Here is a 19425-nt window from a genome sequence, read left to right as displayed (position 1 = left end):
CGGCATGAACCGGTCGGACGGATTCAGAACTCAGCGTCGAGCTCGTCGATTTCTTCGGGCTCCTGCTTGGCCGCCTTGATCCACTCCTGCATCGCGGGCAGTTCGGCGATGCGCTTGCAGTAGGCGGCGCAGGTTCGATCGAGGTGTACGTCGTAAGTCATGAAGCGCGTCACCACCGGCGCATACATCGCATCGGCCATGCACGGTGTCTCGCCGAAAAGGAATGGACCGCCGTAAGCCGAAAGGCACTCGCGCCAGATCTCGACGATGCGGTCGATATCGGTCTGCGCACGCGACCAGATCTTGAAGCCCGGAAACTTGGCCTTGACGTTCATCGGCAGCGATCCGCGCATCGCGCTGAAGCCCGAATGCATCTCACCGCAAATTGCCCGGCAATGCGCGCGCGCCTTGGCATCGGCGGGCAGAAGGCCGGCCTTGGGCTTGATCTCGTTGAGGTATTCGCCGATGGCAAGCGTGTCCCACACCTTCACGTTGCCATGCTGCAGTGACGGCACGAGCATCGAAGCCGAGAGCAGCAGCATCTCCGCCTTCATTGCCGGGTCATCGGGCGGGATCACCTTTTCCGAAAAATCGAGTCCGGCAAGGCGGCACATCAGCCAGCCGCGCAGCGACCACGCGCCGTAGTTCTTGCTGCTGATGGTGAGAACGGGTTTGGCCATGCTGACGCTCCTCATTGCCGGATCGGCCATGCAGCCGTGCAAGGCTTGTGCCAGAAAGGTGCGCGGCGCGCGACATGTCGCGGAACTTGGCCCGCAACTTGCCTGCGTCACGGGCATGCTGTATCGGGCCTATCAAACCAACGCCGACTTGCTTTCGCCGTCACGGCTTGCGGCGCAATACCTCGGCAGCGCGCTGTGGCATCCGCATTCGGACCGCAGCATGGCTCGCCGCATCTCGGCGGCGATGGAGGTCTATTCACGCTTGCGGCTCACGCACACACGTCCGGCCTACGGCATCGACAGCGTCATGGTCGACGGCGAAGAAGTCGCCGTCCACGAAGAAGCTGCGTTGGCTGCCCCCTTCGGGACCCTTCTGCACTTTCGCAAGGACACCACGGCGGTGCATCCGCCGGTGTTGCTGGCCGCACCACTGTCGGGCCATTTCGCCACGTTGTTGCGCGAAACCGTGCGCACGCTGCTGCGCGACCACGATGTCTATGTGACCGACTGGCACAACGCGCGCGACGTGCCGCTCTGGCATGGCGGTTTCGGGCTGGACGAGTACACGCTGCAGATCATTGCGTTTCTGGAGGCGATCGGTCCGGGCGTGCACATGGTGGCCGTGTGCCAGCCCTGCGTCGCGGCGCTGGCTGCCACCGCGCTGATGTCCGAAGACGACAACCCGGCGACACCGCGCAGCCTCACGCTGATGGCTGGCCCGGTCGATTGCCGCATCAATCCGACCATGGTGAACAAACTCGCCACCGACCGCTCCATCAGCTGGTTCGAGCGCAACCTGATCAGCCGCGTGCCTTGGCCGCACGCAGGAATGATGCGCCGCGTGTACCCCGGCTTCCTGCAGCTCAGCGCGTTCATGAGCATGAACCCGGATCGGCACAAGCAGCAGTTCAGGAAGCTGTACCAGCATCTGATCGACGGCGAAATCGAACAGGCCACGACCATCCGCATGTTCTATGACGAATACCTGGCGGTCAATGATCTGCCGGCGGAGTTTTATCTTGAAACAGTGGAGCGGGTCTTCCAGACCTACGATCTGCCGCGCGGAGAACTCACCGTGGGCGAGCGCAAGGTCAACCCCGCAGCGATCCGCCGCACTGCGCTGCTGACGGTTGAAGGCGAGCGCGACGACATCTGCGCGGTCGGCCAGACGGTGGCCGCGCAGGACCTGTGCACTGGCGTGCGACCGTATCTCAAGACCCATCACCTGCAAGCCGGCGTCGGGCACTATGGTGTCTTCAGCGGCAGCAAATGGAACACACAGATCTACCCGCGCGTGCGGGAGACGATTCATGCGGCTGCGGAGTTGCACTAGCGCAGGAGCCGGCCCGCCGGCCTAGACTGTGCGTCATGACCCAGCCCGCACACGACCCCGCTTCACCGCTCGAATCATTCCTCCACGCGATTCCAAAGGTCGAACTGCATTGCCATCTGTTCGGCACCGTTCGGCATGACACTTTCGCCGCACTCAATCGCGCTGCCGGCGCGCCACTGGCCGACGGTGAAATCGAAAGCTTCTACACACGGGGTGAAAAGCCGGTCGGCGTCTTGAGGGTGCTCCGAGCGCTCGATTCGCATCTGGTTCGAGGTGCGGACGACCTGCATCGGCTCACGCTCGAATACCTTCAGGATGCCGCCAGCCACAACGTTCGCTACAGCGAGTTCTTCTGGAATCCGACCGGGACCGTGCATCAATCAAGCATCGGCTATCGAAAGGCGCAAGACGCGATCGTGCGCGCCATCCACGACGCCGAACAGCAGTTCGGCATCACAAGCCGCCTGATCGCGGCCATCGATCGAGAGGCCAGCCCCGAAGCAGCTGTCGAGATGGTGCAATGGGTCGTTGGCAACCGCTGCGATGAAGTCATCGGCATCGGCATCGACTACCGCGAAAACGATCGTCCGCCGGAACTGTTCATGCAGGCTTACAGCGACGCGCGACGCGCCGGGCTGAAGACCACCGCGCATGCCGGCGAATTCGGCATGCCGTGGACGAATGTGCGTACCGCGCTCGACGTACTGAAGGTCGATCGCATCGACCACGGCTACACCGTCGTCGACCGCCCCGAATTCGCGCGGGAGTGCGCGGAGCGGGGCGTGATCTTCACGGTCGTGCCGACCAACTCGTACTACTTGCGGACCCTGCCGCCCGAGCGATGGGCGCTCGACCATCCGATCCGCCGCATGCCTGGGCTCGGCCTTCGCATTCACCCCAATACGGACGACCCAACCCTGCACAAGGTCACGCCCACGCAAGCGTGGTTGATGATGGTTCGAGATTTTGGGTTCAGCCGCGACGACCTGCGAGGCTTCATGCTGAATGGCCTGGACGGCGCGTGGATCGACGAGGCGCAGCGCCGGAAATGGCGCGGGGAATGGAGCGCCGAGTTCGACGCGCTGCGCACCCGCTTTTGAGCTATTCCTCCGCGGGCCAGTCGCGGATGTAAGCCTTGAGCATCTTGTTCTCGAAGTTCTGGCTGTCCACCACGGCCTTTGCGACGTCGTAGAAGCTGATCACACCCATGAGCATGCGCTTGTCCATGACGGGCATGTAGCGCGCGTGGCGCTCCAGCATGATGCGGCGGATTTCGTCGAGATCGGTTTCCAGCGTGCAGGTGACGGGATGGTCGTCCATCGCCTTGCGAATCAGGGTGCCGCCGACCTGGCCGCCGTTGGCGACGATGGCGAGGATCACTTCGCGGAAGGTCAGCATGCCGACCAGATCGCCATGCTCCATGACGACGAGCGAGCCGATGTCCTTCTCGGCCATGGTGGTAACGGCATCGGCCAGGGGTTGATCGGGCGTGGCCGTGTAGAGCGTGTTGCCCTTGACGCGCAGGATATCGCTGACTTTCATCGTGTTGCTCCTCACTTGCTCGGCGGCGTGCCGATTTGAATATAGCCCRCAATCACCGCCCATCCACAGGCCCACGACGGCGTCGCAGGGATTGCGCGCGTAACGGGGCATTGCAGCAACGTCACTGAAAGGTCCTCATGCCCGGCTATTCCGACCCCGGCTTCGACACGCTGGCACTGCACGCCGGCGCAGCGCCCGACCCCGCCACCGGCGCACGCGCGGTACCGATCCACCTGACCACCTCTTTCGTCTTCGAGTCGAGCGACCACGCGGCGGCGCTCTTCAACCTGGAGCGCGCAGGCCACGTGTATTCGCGCATCAGCAATCCGACGAACGCGGTGCTGGAACAGCGCGTCGCGGCGCTCGAAGGCGGCATCGGCGCGATCGCCACCGCGAGCGGACAGGCGGCGCTGCATCTGTCGATCGCGACCCTCATGGGCGCCGGTTCGCACATCGTGGCGAGCACCGCGCTTTACGGCGGCTCACAGAATCTTTTGCACTACACGATGCGCCGATTTGGCATCCAGACCACCTTCGTCAAGCCGGGTGATCTCGACGGCTGGCGGGCCGCCATCCGGCCGGAAACCAAGCTGCTCTTCGGGGAGACGGTCGGAAATCCCGGCCTTGACGTGCTGGACATCCCCGCGGTCAGCGAGATCGCCCACGCAGCCAAAGTGCCGCTGCTGGTGGACTCGACGCTGACTTCTCCCTACCTCATCAAGCCCTTCGACTGGGGCGCTGACCTCGTCTACCACTCCGCCACGAAGTTCCTGTCGGGCCATGGCACCGTCATTGGCGGAGTCGTGGTCGATTCCGGCAACTTCGACTGGGAGCGCTCGGGCAAGTTTGCGGAGCTGACCGAGGCCTACGACGGCTTTCACAACATGGTCTTCAGCGAGGAAAGCACCGTCGGCGCGTTCCTGCTGCGGGCTCGGCGCGAAGGGCTGCGCGATTTCGGCGCATCGATGAGCCCGCACACCGCATGGTTGATCCTGCAAGGCATCGAGACATTGCCGCTGCGCATGGAACGCCACATCGACAACACGCAAAAGATCGTGGAGTTTCTTGCCTCGCACCCGTTCGTCGCCCGTGTGGGGCATCCACTGCTCGAATCGCACCCCAGCCATGCACTTGCGGGCAAGCTGCTGCGCCATGGCGCAAAAGGCGCCGGCTCTGTCTTCAGCTTCGATCTCAAGGGCAACCGCGAACAGGGCAAGAAGTTCATCGAAGCGCTCAAGCTCTTCAGCCATCTCGCCAACGTGGGCGACTGCCGCAGCCTGGTGATTCATCCAGCGAGCACGACGCATTTCCGGATGACTGACGAAGCACTCGCAAGCGCGGGTATTTCGCAGGGGACGATCCGCCTGTCGATCGGCCTGGAAGACCCTGCCGACCTCATTGAGGATCTCAAGCGCGCGCTGAAAGCGGCAGAAAAGGCGGGTGCCTGATGGAACTGCTCGTCAATGGCCACGCCACCTATTGCTACACGGGCGGCAAGACGCTCGACCCTGCAAAACCTACGGTTGTCTTCATCCACGGTGTGCTCAACGATCACAGCGTCTGGATTCTCCAGAGCCGCTGGTTCGCCAACCATGGATGGAACGTGCTGGCGGTGGATCTGCCCGGCCACTGCAAAAGCGAAGGGCCGCCGCCGGCGACCGTCGAAGACGCGTCCGGCTTCGTCATCGGCCTGCTCGATGCGGCCGGGGTCAAGAAGGCGGCGCTGGTCGGTCACAGCTTCGGCTCATTGATCGCGCTCGAAACCGCTGCGCGCGCGCCGGAGCGCGTCAGCCACCTCGCGCTGGTCGGCACGGCCTATCCGATGACGGTGTCGCCCGCCCTGCTCGATGGAGCGCTCAACGATCCGCAGCGGGCGATCGCGATGGTCAACAACTTTTCGCATTCGCTTCTCGCACCGCCACCGTCATCGCTCGGTCCAGGGACTTGGCTCTACGGCGGCTCTCGCGCGCTGATGCGGCGAGTGCTGGCAAGCAATACAAGCGCCAATGTCTTTCACATGGGCTTCAGGGCCTGCAACGACTATGCCAATGGCGAAGAAGCGATGGCAAAGGTGCAATGCCCAATGCTCTTCGTGCTGGGTGCCGCCGACCAGATGACGCCACCACGCGCTGCGAAAACTCTGATTGCGAAAGCGCGCGGCGCCAAAGTCGTGACAGTGAATGCCGGGCACGCACTGATGTCCGAAGCGCCGGACGAAGTGCTGTTCGCGCTGAACGCTTTCCTCAAGAACTGAGGGCGGGCGGCTGCTGTGGTTGCCTCGGCAGCTTCAGCGAAGCGCGTTGATGTCGGGCACTTCGATCAATGGTGCGGGGCCACCGCGCTTGGCAACCACGAGCATCGCGCGTCCAACCTGCACGGTCGTCGTGACCCGGTCGGGCATCCACCGGCGAAGCAGGCCAAAGATCGGCCGGGCGATCACGTACACGGCCTGGTAGAGCGCCGTCTTCGACCGCACGCGATGCATCGGCTCGATGAACCCCGGCCGGAACATGTACGCCGCCTTGAAGGGAAGCCGCATCAGCGCGTTTTCCGTCGCGCCCTTGACGCGCGCCCACATGACCCGGCCGCGCTCCGTGCTGTCGGTCCCCGCGCCCGACACATAGACGAAAGTCATCTGCGGATTCAGGCGCGCCAGCGTTTGCGCCGCCGCCAAGGTGAGGTCGTAAGTGATGCGGCGGTAGTCTTCTTCTTTCATGCCGACCGAGGAAACGCCCAGGCAGAAAAAGCAGGCGTCGAAATCGGTGAGTTGGTCTTCGACGGCCGTGTAGTCGGTCAGGTCCGGCAGGATGAGTTCGCGCAGCTTGGGATGTTGCTCGCCGAGCGGTCTGCGGCCGACGCTCAGCACTTGGGTTACATCGCCGTCGACAAGGCACTCGCGCAGCACGCCCTGCCCCACCATTCCGGTGGCGCCAAAAATCATGATTCTCATCGGGCGCTTTCGACGGATCGCTTCAGGCGACCGAAAAGGTTTCAGGTTCGCGCCTCAGCGCACTCAGGAGCGTATGAACTTCGGGAGTGGAAGCCTGCGGCGGCTGCAAAGCGGTGAGCAGGCGCGCAAGCGTTTCGGCGTGCGGCAGCAAGGGGCCGAGAAAGCGCGTGCCGTCGCGGTTCGCGATCAGCATCGTCGGAAAGGTCTCGACGTCGAAGTCGTCCGCCACGTCTGCATGGTCCTCCACATCGACCCAGGCGAAGCGAAACTGCGGATGCGCGCGCGCCACCTGCTCGAACAGCGGCCGGTATTCGCGGCAGGCGCCGCACCATTCGGCGCACAGGCAAACGACCCACAGCGGATCGCCAGTCGTCTCGGAGGCTGCTGAAGTTGTTGAGTCGGTCAAGGCCAGTTCGGTCGTTGATGCGGTCGGAGTCGTCGACGGATGGTCGGGATCGACGGAGCGTTCGCCGCCATTATCGATAGACCAGCAGATCCTGCAGCCGGAGCCCGATCAAAGGGCCTTTGCGCCAGAGGCTGTCGAGCGGCGGTGCCTGCGGCATGAGCAAATCCACGAGCAATGGCTCTACCGGCGTGATGGCCGGTTCCGCCAGCAGCACGAAGCGCGGATCCTCGTCGTTCTTGTCCTCGGCAATCTGCGCGATCCAGTCGATGGCCACCAATGTTTCGAGCACCGGCGCAAGCTGGAGTGCATCGACGCGCATCCGCGCCACCAGTTCAGCCGCGCCCAGTCCCTTTACCGGCGTTGCCCTGACATCGGCCAGGTGCTGCAGGGCTTCGATGGCCAGTTGCAAGGGCCATCCCGCCGCGCCGCCGCGGCGCGCCACGCCGGCCAACAGGCTCGGCAGATAGGCTGAGATCACCGCGCCAAAAAGCACGATCAACCACGCCACATAGATCCACACCAGCAGGATCGGCACCGTCGCAAAGGCGCCATACAGCACTGAATAAGTGGGCACCAAGCTGAGGTAATAGCCCAGCACGCGCTTTGAAATCTCGATCGCCGCCGCGACGAACACCCCGCCAGCCCACGCATGCGTCCACTTCACGTGCGTGTTCGGAACAAAGCGATAGAGCGCCGCCACACCGCCCGCCAGCAGGAAGAATTCGAAGGCATCGAACAGAAGCTTGACCACGCTGCCGCCGAATACTTCGCGCGAAGCCGAAAAGAAAGCCGCCGTGGTGCTGAGACTCAACGCAAGCACCAGTGGCCCCAGCGTGATGGCGGCCCAGTAGATCAGCACCCGCTGGGCAAACGGCCTCGGGCTGCGCACGCGCCAGATGTTGTTGAGCGTCTTGTCGATGGTGAGGATCAACGCGACGGCAGTGACGAGCAACACGACGAGGCCCGCTGCGCCCAGTCCGCTCGCCTTGCTGGCAAATTGATTCAGGTAGCCGAGCACCTGCCGCGCGATGTTGTCGGGGATCAGACTCTCGATCAGCCACCGCTGCACCCGGCCCTGCATCTTCGCGAACATCGGGAAAACCGTGAAGAGCGCGAGTGCCACCGTAAAGAACGGCACCAGTGCGATCGTCGTGGTGAAGGTCAGGCTACTCGACGTGAGACCGAGCCTGTCTTCCCGAAAACGTTCGCGGAGCACCGCTGCAGTGTTGGCCCAGGGAAAGTTTTGCAGGTCCCTCCAGAAATTCATGGCCGGTATCATGCCGTACTGGCTCACCCCAGCCGCGCAGAGCCGGTTCTGCGGTATTTCTGGATCGGTGACGCCCCTACTTTTTTCTCTTGTGATCAGTTCCTCCGCCCCTTCCGCATCCGTTTCCGCGACCCGCTGGCTGGCCGTCGGCAGCCTCGTCGGGCTGATTGTGCTTGGGCTCGCCTGGGAACTGTGGCTGGCGCCCTTGCGCCCCGGCGGCTCCTGGCTGGCGCTCAAGGTGCTGCCGCTCGTGATTCCGCTCTCGGGTCTGTTGAAGAACCGGATGTACACGTACCGCTGGGTCAGCCTGATGATCTGGCTTTATTTCACCGAAGGCGTGGTGCGCGCCTGGAGCGACACGAATCACGTCAGCCAGATGCTGGCGCTGTTGCAGGTCGTGTTGTGCCTCGCGCTCTTCACTGCCTGCGCATGGCACGTCCGGCTGCGCCTGCGACATGCCGCAGTGGCCAGAGGCCTTGAAGGAGCGACGCAATGAGCGTCCTGATCGACAAACTCCGCGCCATCGTGGGCGCATCGAACGTCCTGACCGAAGGCGATCTCACCGCCTGGGAACAGGACTGGCGCAAGCGCTCGCGCGGCAAGGCGCTGGCGGTCGTCCGGCCAGCCGATGCACGGCAGGTCGCCGAAGTAGTCAAGGCCTGCGCCGCCGAAGGAACATCCATCGTGCCGCAGGGCGGCAACACGGGCCTTGCGGTCGGATCGATTCCGGACGACAGCGGCAAGCAGGTGCTGCTCAGCCTGCAGCGCATGAATGCGATTCGCAGCATCGATGCCGCGAATCTCACCATGACCGTCGAATCCGGCTGCGTGCTTCAGACCTTGCAGGAAGCGGCCCGAAACGCCGGTTTTCTATTTCCGCTGAGCCTTGCGGCGGAAGGCAGCTGCACCATCGGCGGCAATCTCGCGACCAACGCGGGCGGCACGCAGGTCGTGCGCTACGGCAACACCCGCGATCTGTGCCTCGGCCTCGAAGTCGTGACGCCCCAGGGCGAAATCTGGGAAGGCACCAGCGGGCTGCGCAAGGACAACACCGGCTACGACCTGCGCGACCTGATCATCGGCAGCGAAGGCACGCTCGGCATCATCACAGCCGCCACGATGAAGCTCTACCCGCTGCCGGCCGCGCAACTCACGGCTTGGGCGGCAGTGCCGTCGCTCGAGCACGCGGTGACGCTTCTGGGCCTCGCGCACAAGCGCCTCGGCCCCGGTCTGACGGGCTTCGAGGTCATGGGCAACTTCGCGCTGAGCCTCGTGGCCAAGCACTTCCCCGCGATGCGCGTGCCTTTCATCGACGATGCGGCCGTGCCCTATTGCGTGCTGCTCGAAAACTCCGACAGCGAATCCCAAGATCACGCCCGCGCCCGCTTCGAGGCGTTGCTCGAAACGGCATTCGAGAGCGGCTGCGTGACGGATGCCGTCGTCGCCGAGAACCTCACGCAGGCGCACCAGCTGTGGCACGTGCGCGAAAGCATTCCGCTCGCGCAGGCCGAGGAAGGGCTCAACATCAAGCACGACATCTCGATCGCCGTGTCGCGCATTCCAGCCTTCGTTGCCGACACGGATGCGCTCCTGCAACGGGAGGTTCCCGGCGTGCGCCTCGTGAACTTCGGCCATCTCGGCGACGGCAACCTGCACTACAACGTGCAGGCGCCGGCGGGCGGAGACAACGGCGCCTTCTTGCGCGAGCACGAAGACCGGATCAACACGCTCGTCTACGACGCGGTGGAAAAGTTCGACGGCTCGTTTTCGGCCGAGCACGGCGTCGGCTCGCTCAAGGTCGACAAGCTCGAAAAACACAAATCGCCCGTGGCGCTTGGCATGATGCGTGCCATCAAGCGCGGGCTCGATCCGCAGAACATCCTGAATCCGGGTCGTGTGATCCGGACGGAGACCCTTCAATGAACCGCCCCATCCGCTCGCAATACGAAGACTTCATGCGCCACGTCGACACGACGGGCGTGCAGAAAGGCGACCGCACCGGCACCGGCACCAAGAGCGTGTTCGGCTACCAGATGCGCTTCGATCTCAATGAAGGCTTTCCGCTGGTCACCACGAAGAAGGTGCACCTGCGGTCCATCATCCAGGAACTGCTCTGGTTCCTGACCGGCTCGAGCAACAACAACTGGCTCAAGGAACGAGGCGTCACCATCTGGGACGAATGGGCGCGCGAAGACGGCGACCTGGGCCCCGTCTACGGCGTGCAATGGCGCAGTTGGCCCACGCCGGACGGTGGCCATATCGACCAGATCCAACAGGTGATCGACACGCTTCGCAGCAATCCCGATTCGCGCCGCATCATCGTCAGCGCGTGGAACGTCGCCGAGTTGTCGAAGATGGCGCTGATGCCTTGCCACGCGTTCTTCCAGTTCTATGTGGCGCCGCCGCAAGCGCCGGGCGAGCGCGGCAGGTTGAGCTGCCAGCTCTATCAGCGCAGCGCCGACATCTTCCTCGGGGTGCCGTTCAACATCGCTAGCTATGCGCTGCTCACGCACATGGTGGCGCAGCAGTGCGATCTGGACGTCGGCGATTTCATCTGGACCGGCGGCGACTGCCATATCTACAGCAATCATGCCGAGCAAGTTGCGCTGCAATTGAGCCGCGAGCCCCGGCCTTATCCAACGCTCGTCATCAAGCGCAAGCCACCGTCCATCTTCGACTACGAGTACGAGGATTTCGAGGTGGTCGGCTACGATCCTCACCCGGCCATCAAGGCGCCAGTCGCCGTCTGAATCGTGGGCACTCGCATCAATCTGATCCTCGCTCGCGCCGCCAATGGCGTGATTGGTCTGAACGGCCATATGCCCTGGCACCTGCCGGAGGATCTGGCGCACTTCAAGAAGCAGACGGCGGGAGCGCCCGTGATCATGGGGCGCAAGACCTGGGACTCGCTGCCCGTGCGCTTTCGGCCGCTGCCCGGGCGCCGCAACATCGTCATCACGCGCCAGGCGGACTGGCAAAGCGCGGGCGCTGAAAAGGTGTCGAGCCTGCCGCAGGCGTTGTCGCTCTGCGAGCAAGATCGAGCGCCCGAAGCGTGGGTGATCGGCGGCGCGCAGATTTACGCTGAAGCCGAACCGCTGGCACGTCGTGCAGTCATTACGGAGATCGCCCGCGACTTTGAAGGCGATGCCTGGGCGCCGACGTTCGGTGCCGGTTGGCACGAGACTGCGCGCGAATCGCACGTGGCGGCCAGCGGGCTTGCATTCAGCTTCGTCATGCTGGAACGATGCTGAGTGCCCCTGACAGCAAAAAAGCCGCTCACCGAATCAATCGCCCTCGTTCTCACCGACCATTTCTGCGGATGGTGCCCGCAGAGCGCGGAACGGAAACCGAAATCTTGCTGCAATCACTTGAGAGATCGAGTTCGAATGGCTGCCCGGGCGACTGGGCGAGGCCGCAGTCCGGGTTAGAGCGCACACAGCCGTGCATTGAGCGCAATTCCTGTTCTTCGGATGCAGACCGAAGCGAAGCAACTGCCGCCTACACGCTCATCGACGACGACGGCAACACGGAGCAGAGGTCACGTGCCTGTCGCATCGTTGCGCGATGACAAAGCCGGCGCAGGCGGCAGACTTCAGAGTCTTCGAAACCGCGGCCGCGCAGGAGTTGGCCGCGGAGTGAGCAAGGCGCCATGGCATCGGCCAGCGTGAGACAAAAATCCGGAGCGTCGAGCGCGAGCATGTCCTGGACGCACAGGATCTGCGCCTCGGAGAACTGTGCTGGCGAGATCCGCAGCAGCCAAGTGGCGTCGTCACGTTCCACCTCGAGGTCCTTCAGGGCCAGGATGAATCGGGCCTGCATCTCCAAGAAAGTCGCCGGAATGTCCGTGACCGGCCGGGCCTGCGTACCTTTTTGCCGCAAGGCGAGCAGGCACGACTTCAATGAACTCAGAATGCGAGCGGGAGCATCGGTGTACATAGGGGATGGTGCGTCCGTCAAGTTGATCTGGATAGGGACGGCGACTGCGTGAGTCGCCCTCTTTTTGAATACTTTCATCGTATTCCCGCATGTGAGGCGGGCCTATCAGAGTCGTCTCAAAGAGCACCGCTCCCTCGCGCTTTCCGGCACAAGGGATGGTGTCGGGCACAGCCCTGGCCATCAACGCGGTCGTCAGTCTGCTACGCGTGATATGGCCTGGCTGGCAGACCGGGCGGCGCCCATGACAGGGATGCCGTCCGGCAAGCTCGCCTTCCCGATCAGCTCATGCCCGCGTACTTCAACGTCCAACTGAAGGAGCGGTTGGTGCTCGGAGTCATGACAAAGGCATTTGTCGTGCAGGCGAACTTCGAATGCAGCTGGCCGATCGGCGTGGTCGACAGCGGATTCGTGACACCCGCTGCCAAATCGAAGTTCGACAAAGCGCAGGTGTCGAAGCCCGTCGTGCCGAAGCCGGTTGCATCGCTGTTCGCGTAAGTCACCGAAATACCGTCGGGGCCGGCCGCTGTGTTCTGGAAGTCGGCAAACGATGTGAAGTCGGTCTCGACCGACATGTTTCCGGCCAAGGTCGCTGAACTCAGCGTATCGGTGCGCGTGATGGTTCCCTGCGCGAAGGTCAGGACCGTGTGCGCTTGCAGATCGATGTCGGTCGTGTAGAGCGCGTTCTTGGCCGCTTGCCTGAACTTGGTCGTGTCGAACGAGACGACGACCTGTCCGTTCGTCTCCTGCACATTCAGGTTCTTGTAGTAAGTGACCGGGATGTACGTCTTGCCGCCATAAGTGACTTGAGGAACCAGCAGTGCATAGCCCAGGTCGGTCGTGCCGTAGATCAGCTTGTCCGCAAACGGGACAGGGTAGTAAGGCGTGAACGAGTTGTAGTCGGGCGCCTGGCTCAGGTTCAGGTTGATCACGCGCTTGCCGTCACGCACACTGATCAGCGCCGCGCTGTATGGATGCGCGGTGTCGGACGGCTGGTTGTACCAGGTGAGCGTGTAGTGCGGCTGGGTTGTGTCGAGCCACGCCTGGAAAGCTGAATCATCGAGCGATGGCTTGCCGCCGTAGCCCAGCTTGTTCCACCAGTTGTTTACGTACATGAACTGGTGCAGCAGGCTGAAGTTCTCGCCCATGACGCGCGGCTTCCCGCGATATGCGTCTGTCCCGCGGCCCTTGACCCACATGTTCACCGACGGCGTGGGCAAGGTCGGGTCATACCAGAAGGTCTCGTAGCGGTAGGCCGCCTTGTAGATGAACGAATAGGCAATCTTCATTTCCTGCTCGGTCAGAACGCCCGCGTTGGCGGCCGCTGTCAGGATTTCCATGAAAGCCGTATCGCCGTATGGGCCGATCGACCGTCCATAGTTGAAGCCTTCGCCGCTGGTGTTGAGTTGTGGAAGGATCAGGTCGACGGATTTGCGCAGGTAGCCCTTGAGTTCGTCCGTCAGGTTGGCCTCGTTCCCCATCTCGAAGGTGCGCTCGGTCACTTCGGCGATCAGCAAAGTGCTGTAGCGATCGAAGCGCGCCTGATCGTAGTAGGTGGCGTGGGTGTTCGAGGCTTCGTCGGAGAACCCGCCCGATGAGTCGTTGCGGATGTGAGTCGTGAGCGTATGCAGCAGCGCATCGCGCGCACCCAGTGTGGCGACGGTCGGATCAGTTGGTGACGCAAAGCTGGGGTTGCCCCAGCCGAGCTTCTGCCGCAATCCCGCAATGCCGTAGGAGACTGCGTAGTAGTTCTGCGCGGTGTTGAGCGTCGTGACGTCGATCGGCGTTCCGGCAGTTGGGCAAGTGTCGGCCTTGCCGCTTGAGTCCGGACCGAACATATCGCAGAAGGTGAGGCGCTTTTCCAGTGTCGCGAGCACCGCATCGCTGAACACCTCGTTGAGCATGCCGCGCGCCTTCAGGTTGGTGAGCGCCACAAGATAGTAGTACTCGCCCCACGAGGTGTTGGCATAGAGATAGTTGGCGCCACTCATCTGCGTGATCATTGCCGTCGTGACGCGCTGATAGGTCGCCAGGTAGTCCGCGTACTGCGGATCGTTCTTGGCCTTCATGTCGATCAGGATGTACGACAGGCCGAGCGCTAGCTTGCCGGGCAGGAATTTGTCGCCCGTGTTCGTGTCGAGCACGTGGACGGGGGTGCCGTCGCCCAGGTCCATCACCACCTGCGTGAAATCCGGTGCCTTCTTGATGAGGTCGAAGAGCGCACGCATCTGGCCCATCATCGTGATCGGGATGCCGGCGCCTTCGGGAACGCCGGTGTCCGCTGACCCGTAGACGATCGCTTGCAGCGATTTCGCATTGGTGGACTGCGATGGTGGAGGGGTAGTGGTTCCGCCCCCGCCCCCGCCGACGCCGCCGCCGCCGCCGCTCGCCGGTGGAATCCACCCCCCGGAGTTGCCGCCGCCACCGCAGGCAGCGAGAAAAAGGGTGAGCGTGCCGAGCGCGATGGCAATGGGCTGTTTGCGTGGCGAAAACATTGATGTCTCCTTGGCCTTTGTGATAAATCGGAGCCGACGCACACTTACGTTATCAGTCATCGTATGAGTGGGGCGGCCTGCGATTATGTTGAGGCGCTGCAGAACGGGTCAACGGAGGGAAGCTCCCTAAATAGAAAGCATGCGTCGACCTCTGGTGTAGGAGTTGTCGTACATCATGCGTGCAATGCGTGCTTCTGCCCCGCCTTCCGACCGCCGGGCGAAGCTAGACTTCACTGCAAAGCTTTGGAGAAAACCTTGCGCATAGCCACCTGGAACGTCAATTCCCTCACCGCGCGCCTTCAGCACGTCCTTGACTGGCTCATCGCCAATCCGGTCGACGTGCTTTGCCTGCAAGAGCTCAAGATGAGCGACGACAAGTTTCCTTTGGACGTCCTGAAATCGGCCGGCTACCACGCTGCGGTGTTCGGACAAAAAACCTATAACGGCGTCGCCGTGCTGAGCCTCGCGCCGGTTCGGGACGTGGTGAAGAACATCGATGGCTTCACGGACGAACACTCGCGGGTGATCAGCACGACCATCGATACGCCATCGGGCGAACTGCGCATCGTCAACGGCTACTTCGTCAACGGGCAAGCGCCTGGGACCGACAAGTTCGCCTACAAGATGAAGTGGCTGGAAGCTTTGCGCGACTGGCTGCGCGCTGAACTTGTCGCGCATCCGAATCTCGTGCTGCTGGGCGACTTCAACATCGCGCCGGAAGATCGCGACAGCTTCGACCCGGTCGGGCTCGCCGAAACGATCCATCACACGACGGACGAACGCAATCACTTCAATGACTTGCTGAAGCTTGGCATGACCGACAGCTTTCGCCTCTTTGAACAACCCGAGAAGAGCTATACGTGGTGGGACTACCGCATGCTGGGCTACCAGAAGAACCGCGGGCTCCGGATCGATCACATCCTGGTCAGCAATGCGCTGGTTCCGCGCGTCAAGGGTTGCGTGATCGACCGGGCGCCGCGCAAATGGGAAAAGCCCAGTGACCACGCGCCGGTGACTCTCGAACTCGACGCATGAGACTCGCCCTTGCCCTGACTGCGTGTGCCGGCGTGATCGGCCTCGCCGGCTGTTCGGCGTTGAACGCCGACAAGAAGAGCGAAGGGACGACGACGCCGGCTCAAGCTACTCAGGCAGGGCCGTCGGACCAAGTGGCCAATGTGCGCTTGATCACCGCGCAAACGCCAGCGGTGCGGGCCTACCGCAGGATCGGTGCATCCCACATCTACAAGGCCTATCCGAAGCGCATCTACAAGGGCAAGATTCCGCCGTTGGTCTATGCGGTGGTCGTGACGGAAACGGACATCGACGCGACGGGCCGCGTCACTGGGGTGTACTTCAGCCGAACGCCCAGCCATGCGCCAGAGGTCGCGCCGATGATCGCCGAGCTGATCAAGGGAGCGTCGCCTCTGCCGAGCCCCGGAAAGCTCGGCGCTCACACCTACGTCGAGACTTGGCTCTGGGACCGGAGCGGGCAATTCCAGCTCGACACGCTGACGCTGGGCCAGCGCAGCCGCTGAACGCGCCCTTCCCTGTCTGTCCGGCGAATTACTCCAGGCCCAGTTCCTGGATCTTGCGCGTGATGGTGTTGCGGCCGATGCCGAGCTTTTGCGCGGCTTCGATACGGCGCCCCCTGGTGCTGGCGAGCGCAGTCAGGATCAGGCGGGATTCGAAGCGACGTGTCAGCGCATCCCACACATCCGTGCGACCGGCAGCCAACATGCTCTGCGCTTCCGCTTCCAGCCCGCTTTCCCATGAAGCAGCGGCCGCACTCGCATAAGGCGCGGGCGCTGCTGCCGTCGGCACTCCCGGCGAAATCGTTGGCATCTCGTGCTCGGCAGTCGAGAGCGGCAGCGATGCATGCGCAGGCAGCGACAGAGCGGGCGCTGCAACACCGCCAGGCGCTTCATTGCCAGTAACGGCCATCACTTCAGGCGGCAAATCCTTGGCCTCGATCAATTGCGCCGGCGCCATCACCGTCAACCAATGGCAGATGTTTTCGAGTTGCCGAACATTGCCCGGAAAATTGAAAGCCGCCAAACGGGCAAGCGCCGCATCGGAAATGCGCTTGGGCTCCACGCCCAGTTGCTTCGCGCTCTGTTGCAGGAAGTGACGCGTGAGCGCCGGCACGTCCTCGCCGCGTTCGCGCAATGCGGGCAGCCGCAGACGGATCACGTTGAGTCGATGAAACAAGTCTTCGCGGAAGCCGCCCTGCTTCACGCGCTGCTCAAGGTCCTGGTGCGTCGCCGCGATCACGCGCACGTTGGCTTTGACCGAGTTGTGCCCACCGACGCGATAGAAGTGCCCATCGCTCAACACGCGCAGCAAGCGCGTCTGCAGATCGAAGGGCATGTCGCCGATCTCGTCGAGGAACAGCGTTCCGCCTTCGGCCTGTTCGAAGCGGCCGCGCCGCATCGTCTGCGCGCCGGTGAAGGCGCCGCGCTCGTGGCCGAAGAGCTCGCTCTCCAGAAGGTCCTTCGGGATCGCCGCCGTGTTGATCGCAACGAACGGCCCGTTGGCACGCGGCGAATGCTTGTGCAGGGCCCGCGCGACGAGTTCCTTGCCGGAGCCCGACTCGCCGGTGATCAGCACTGTCACGTTGCTCTGGGACAGCCTTCCGATCGCACGGAAGACGTCCTGCATGGCAGGCGCCTGCCCGAGCATTTCCGGCGCGGCCGCCATGCGCTCTTCGGCCACTTCCTCGCGCTGGCTTTCGTCCACGGCGCGGCGAATCAATTCGACGGCGCGCGGAAGGTCGAAAGGCTTCGGCAAGTATTCGAACGCGCCGCCCTGAAAGGCCGACACCGCACTGTCGAGATCGGAGAACGCGGTCATGATGATGACCGGAAGGCCGGGGTGCTTGGCCTTGATCTTGTCGAGAAGATCGAGTCCCGAGCCTCCGGGCATGCGGATGTCGCTCACCAGGACCTGCGGGCCCTGCATCTCGTCGTCGGCTGCCGCTTCGAGTGCGGCGATGACCTCGCGCGTGTTGGTGAAGCTACGGGTCGGCAGGTCTTCGCGCAGCAGCGCTTTTTCCAGCACGAAGCGGATTGATTGGTCGTCATCCACTATCCAGATCGGCTTCATGCAGCTCCTTGTTGCGTGGCTGCTAGGGCAGCGGTATCAGTATCTTGAAATCGGTCCGGCCCGGAACACTGTCGCACTCGATCACGCCGTGATGCTGCTGCACAAAGGTCTGTGCAAGCGTCAATCCCAAGCCCGTCCCGCCTTCCCTGCCCGACACCAGCGGATAGAAGATGCGGTCCTTGATCGCGTCCGGCACGCCCGGTCCATTGTCAATGACATGCAATTCCAGTGCCAGTCGATACCACTGCTTGTTGAAGATGACCTGACGCGCGATGCGGGTCTTGAAAGTGATCTGCGCATCACCGGCCGCGCGTCGTTCAGCCAAGGCCTGCGCAGCGTTATGAACGATGTTGAGCGTGGCCTGGATCAACTGCTCGCGATCGCCGCGAAATTCAGGGATCGACACGTCGAAGTCACGTTCGATGTGCAGGTCACGTGGAAACTCCGCAAGAATCACTGACCGGACGCGCTCACACACCTCGTGGATGTTGACGTCGCCCACCACGTGCGGCCGTCGATGAGGCGCCAGCAGGCGGTCGACCAGCGTCTGCAGTCGGTCGGCTTCATGGATGATGACCTGCGTGTATTCGATCAGGTCGCGCGATTCGACCTCCATCTGCAGCAATTGCGCCGCGCCCCGGATGCCGCCGAGCGGGTTCTTGATCTCGTGCGCGAGGTTGCGGATCAGTTCCTTGTTGGCCTGAGCCTGATCGAGCAGACGCTCTTCGCGATCCTGGCGCACCTGCTGTTCGAGGGGCGACATCTCGATGATCAATTCGCCCGCCTTGTCGCTCTGCGCAAGAGTGACCTGCACCGGCATCAATTCATGGTTGACCCGACGCAAGAGGGCCTCATAGCGCAACGTGGCGAAGTCATTGCTGCGCGCGCCATCGATGGCCGTTCGCAGGACCTGCGGCTCATGAAAGCAGGCGCCAAACTGCGACCCTTCGAGCGTCCGCCGCGAAGTGCCCAGCGCATCTTCGAGCCCCGAATTGGCAAAAAGCACCGACCCGTCGATGCGAACCACCGCGATCAGCGTGGAAAGAAGATCAAATGCCTGAAAGCGCTTAGCAGCCCCCGCCGATTTACCAAATGCCACGAAAATTGTCCCTTCAAGAGACGCCACGGAACCGGCTCAGCCGGGCCGTCAGCGTTGCCCCCTGCAGGGGGTTGGCGCAGCGACACGAAGTGCGCGCAGCCTGGGGGTTTACTTGATCCGATCGATCTCGCGCTGGATCCCGGCGATGTCGCTCTCGTTGCGCGCGAGCTCGGCCTTCATTTCAGCGACGCGGTCCAGGTACTTCTGGTAATTGCGCGATTCGCTGCCCTGCTTTTCGGGTTCGCCGTTGTTGTATTCCTTGAGGAGTTGCACCTGCCGCGCCTGCGCCTTCTTGAGCTCGGATTCAAGCACCGAGCGCGCCTCCCCGTCGCGCGCGCGCTGGTCGGCACCCTCGACGCGCGGACTGCCCGCAGGCGACCGTGCAGCGGCGCTGGAAGGCGTGGCCGAAGCGATCGGCCGCGTGCCCTGCACGATGGTGACGTTGCCGCCTTCCATCACCTTGCAGCCGCGCTGCTGGGCAACAGTGGCGTTGTTGGTGTATTCGTTTCCGCAGCGCCAGACGCGCTCCTGAGCCTGGGCTTGCATGTTCAGGCCCGCCAGCGCGAATGCAGCCAGCAGGAGTGCGGAGGGAGTCTTCATGGTCATGGATGTAGTGCG

20 protein-coding genes are annotated in these 19425 nt (G+C 63.0%); 10 read left to right on the top strand and 10 right to left on the bottom strand.

Annotation, left to right across the window (positions count from 1 at the left end; all coding sequences use genetic code 11):
• Positions 1–23 precede the first annotated feature (23 nt).
• Complete coding sequence (locus AC1DSF_RS17980; protein ID WP_478125801.1) at positions 24–680, bottom strand: glutathione S-transferase; 657 nt, start codon at positions 678–680, stop codon at positions 24–26.
• 115 nt (positions 681–795) lie between these two features.
• On the opposite strand from AC1DSF_RS17980, the gene AC1DSF_RS17975 reads away from it, so the two are divergent.
• Together AC1DSF_RS17975 and AC1DSF_RS17970 are read left to right on the top strand one after the other, a co-directional pair.
• Complete coding sequence (locus AC1DSF_RS17975; RefSeq protein ID WP_478183196.1) at positions 796–2013, top strand: polyhydroxyalkanoate depolymerase; 1218 nt, start codon at positions 796–798, stop codon at positions 2011–2013.
• 35 nt (positions 2014–2048) lie between these two features.
• Positions 2049–3113 (top strand): adenosine deaminase family protein, encoded by a 1065-nt coding sequence (locus tag AC1DSF_RS17970; RefSeq protein ID WP_478183184.1) that lies wholly within the window; start codon positions 2049–2051, stop codon positions 3111–3113.
• A 1-nt stretch (position 3114) separates the two neighbouring features.
• Here AC1DSF_RS17970 and AC1DSF_RS17965 read toward each other — a convergent pair whose 3' ends face one another.
• On the bottom strand, positions 3115–3555 hold the full coding sequence (locus AC1DSF_RS17965; protein ID WP_478125799.1) for a CBS domain-containing protein: 441 nt from the start codon (positions 3553–3555) through the stop codon (positions 3115–3117).
• 137 nt (positions 3556–3692) lie between these two features.
• Here AC1DSF_RS17965 and AC1DSF_RS17960 point away from each other — a divergent pair, with 137 nt between their 5' ends.
• Positions 3693–5003, top strand: a complete 1311-nt coding sequence (locus AC1DSF_RS17960) for an O-acetylhomoserine aminocarboxypropyltransferase (protein ID WP_478145048.1) — start codon at positions 3693–3695, stop codon at positions 5001–5003.
• The gene (locus tag AC1DSF_RS17955) at positions 5003–5809 is read left to right on the top strand and encodes an alpha/beta fold hydrolase (protein WP_478125797.1); all 807 of its coding nucleotides are present in this window, start codon (positions 5003–5005) and stop codon (positions 5807–5809) included. The genes AC1DSF_RS17960 and AC1DSF_RS17955 overlap by 1 nt, the downstream gene beginning before the upstream one ends.
• Positions 5810–5842: 33 nt before the next feature.
• Here AC1DSF_RS17955 and AC1DSF_RS17950 read toward each other — a convergent pair whose 3' ends face one another.
• From AC1DSF_RS17950 to AC1DSF_RS17940, 3 genes are all read right to left on the bottom strand, one after another.
• The gene (locus AC1DSF_RS17950; protein WP_478125796.1) at positions 5843–6505 is read right to left on the bottom strand and encodes an NAD-dependent epimerase/dehydratase family protein; all 663 of its coding nucleotides are present in this window, start codon (positions 6503–6505) and stop codon (positions 5843–5845) included.
• Positions 6506–6527: 22 nt separating this feature from the next.
• Positions 6528–6911, bottom strand: coding sequence for a thioredoxin family protein (locus AC1DSF_RS17945; protein ID WP_478125795.1), 384 nt, complete (start codon positions 6909–6911; stop codon positions 6528–6530).
• A gap of 70 nt (positions 6912–6981) precedes the next feature.
• Complete coding sequence (locus AC1DSF_RS17940) at positions 6982–8190, bottom strand: YihY family inner membrane protein (RefSeq protein WP_478125794.1); 1209 nt, start codon at positions 8188–8190, stop codon at positions 6982–6984.
• Between AC1DSF_RS17940 and AC1DSF_RS17935 the strand changes: the two genes are divergently transcribed.
• From AC1DSF_RS17935 to AC1DSF_RS17920, 4 genes are read left to right on the top strand one after another with little or no spacing between them, the layout of a single operon-like run.
• Positions 8177–8674, top strand: a complete 498-nt coding sequence (locus AC1DSF_RS17935; protein WP_478125793.1) for a DUF2069 domain-containing protein — start codon at positions 8177–8179, stop codon at positions 8672–8674. The genes AC1DSF_RS17940 and AC1DSF_RS17935 overlap by 14 nt on opposite strands.
• On the top strand, positions 8671–10101 hold the full coding sequence (locus AC1DSF_RS17930; RefSeq protein WP_478183183.1) for an FAD-binding oxidoreductase: 1431 nt from the start codon (positions 8671–8673) through the stop codon (positions 10099–10101). Before AC1DSF_RS17935 ends, AC1DSF_RS17930 begins: the two co-directional genes overlap by 4 nt.
• A complete protein-coding gene (locus AC1DSF_RS17925) occupies positions 10098–10928 on the top strand; it encodes a thymidylate synthase (protein ID WP_478125791.1) in 831 nt (276 codons plus the stop codon). The genes AC1DSF_RS17930 and AC1DSF_RS17925 overlap by 4 nt, the downstream gene beginning before the upstream one ends.
• Entirely contained in the window at positions 10929–11429 is a 501-nt protein-coding gene (locus AC1DSF_RS17920; RefSeq protein ID WP_478125856.1) for a dihydrofolate reductase, read from the top strand. It abuts the gene before it with no gap.
• Positions 11430–11676: 247 nt separating this feature from the next.
• On the opposite strand, the gene AC1DSF_RS17915 is transcribed toward AC1DSF_RS17920, so the two are convergent.
• Both AC1DSF_RS17915 and AC1DSF_RS17910 read right to left on the bottom strand, forming a co-directional pair.
• Positions 11677–12114, bottom strand: a complete 438-nt coding sequence (locus AC1DSF_RS17915) for a hypothetical protein (RefSeq protein ID WP_478125790.1) — start codon at positions 12112–12114, stop codon at positions 11677–11679.
• 278 nt (positions 12115–12392) lie between these two features.
• A complete protein-coding gene (locus AC1DSF_RS17910; RefSeq protein WP_478125789.1) occupies positions 12393–14606 on the bottom strand; it encodes a hypothetical protein in 2214 nt (737 codons plus the stop codon).
• A gap of 255 nt (positions 14607–14861) precedes the next feature.
• Between AC1DSF_RS17910 and xth the strand changes: the two genes are divergently transcribed.
• Together xth and AC1DSF_RS17900 are read left to right on the top strand one after the other, a co-directional pair.
• Positions 14862–15641, top strand: a complete 780-nt coding sequence (gene xth / locus AC1DSF_RS17905; protein ID WP_478125788.1) for an exodeoxyribonuclease III — start codon at positions 14862–14864, stop codon at positions 15639–15641.
• Positions 15638–16141, top strand: a complete 504-nt coding sequence (locus tag AC1DSF_RS17900) for a hypothetical protein (RefSeq protein WP_478125787.1) — start codon at positions 15638–15640, stop codon at positions 16139–16141. Before xth ends, AC1DSF_RS17900 begins: the two co-directional genes overlap by 4 nt.
• A gap of 28 nt (positions 16142–16169) precedes the next feature.
• Here AC1DSF_RS17900 and ntrC read toward each other — a convergent pair whose 3' ends face one another.
• From ntrC to AC1DSF_RS17885, 3 genes are all read right to left on the bottom strand, one after another.
• The gene (gene ntrC, locus AC1DSF_RS17895; protein ID WP_478125786.1) at positions 16170–17708 is read right to left on the bottom strand and encodes a nitrogen regulation protein NR(I); all 1539 of its coding nucleotides are present in this window, start codon (positions 17706–17708) and stop codon (positions 16170–16172) included.
• A gap of 22 nt (positions 17709–17730) precedes the next feature.
• Positions 17731–18807, bottom strand: a complete 1077-nt coding sequence (gene glnL, locus AC1DSF_RS17890; RefSeq protein WP_478125785.1) for a nitrogen regulation protein NR(II) — start codon at positions 18805–18807, stop codon at positions 17731–17733.
• A 108-nt stretch (positions 18808–18915) separates the two neighbouring features.
• Complete coding sequence (locus tag AC1DSF_RS17885; RefSeq protein WP_478125784.1) at positions 18916–19407, bottom strand: hypothetical protein; 492 nt, start codon at positions 19405–19407, stop codon at positions 18916–18918.
• Positions 19408–19425: the final 18 nt, after the last annotated feature.

This window comes from Variovorax sp. 01N429 (genome assembly GCF_056399425.1).
Note: the sequence above shows the minus strand (reverse complement) of the source record. Positions and strands in the feature narration are given on the sequence as shown.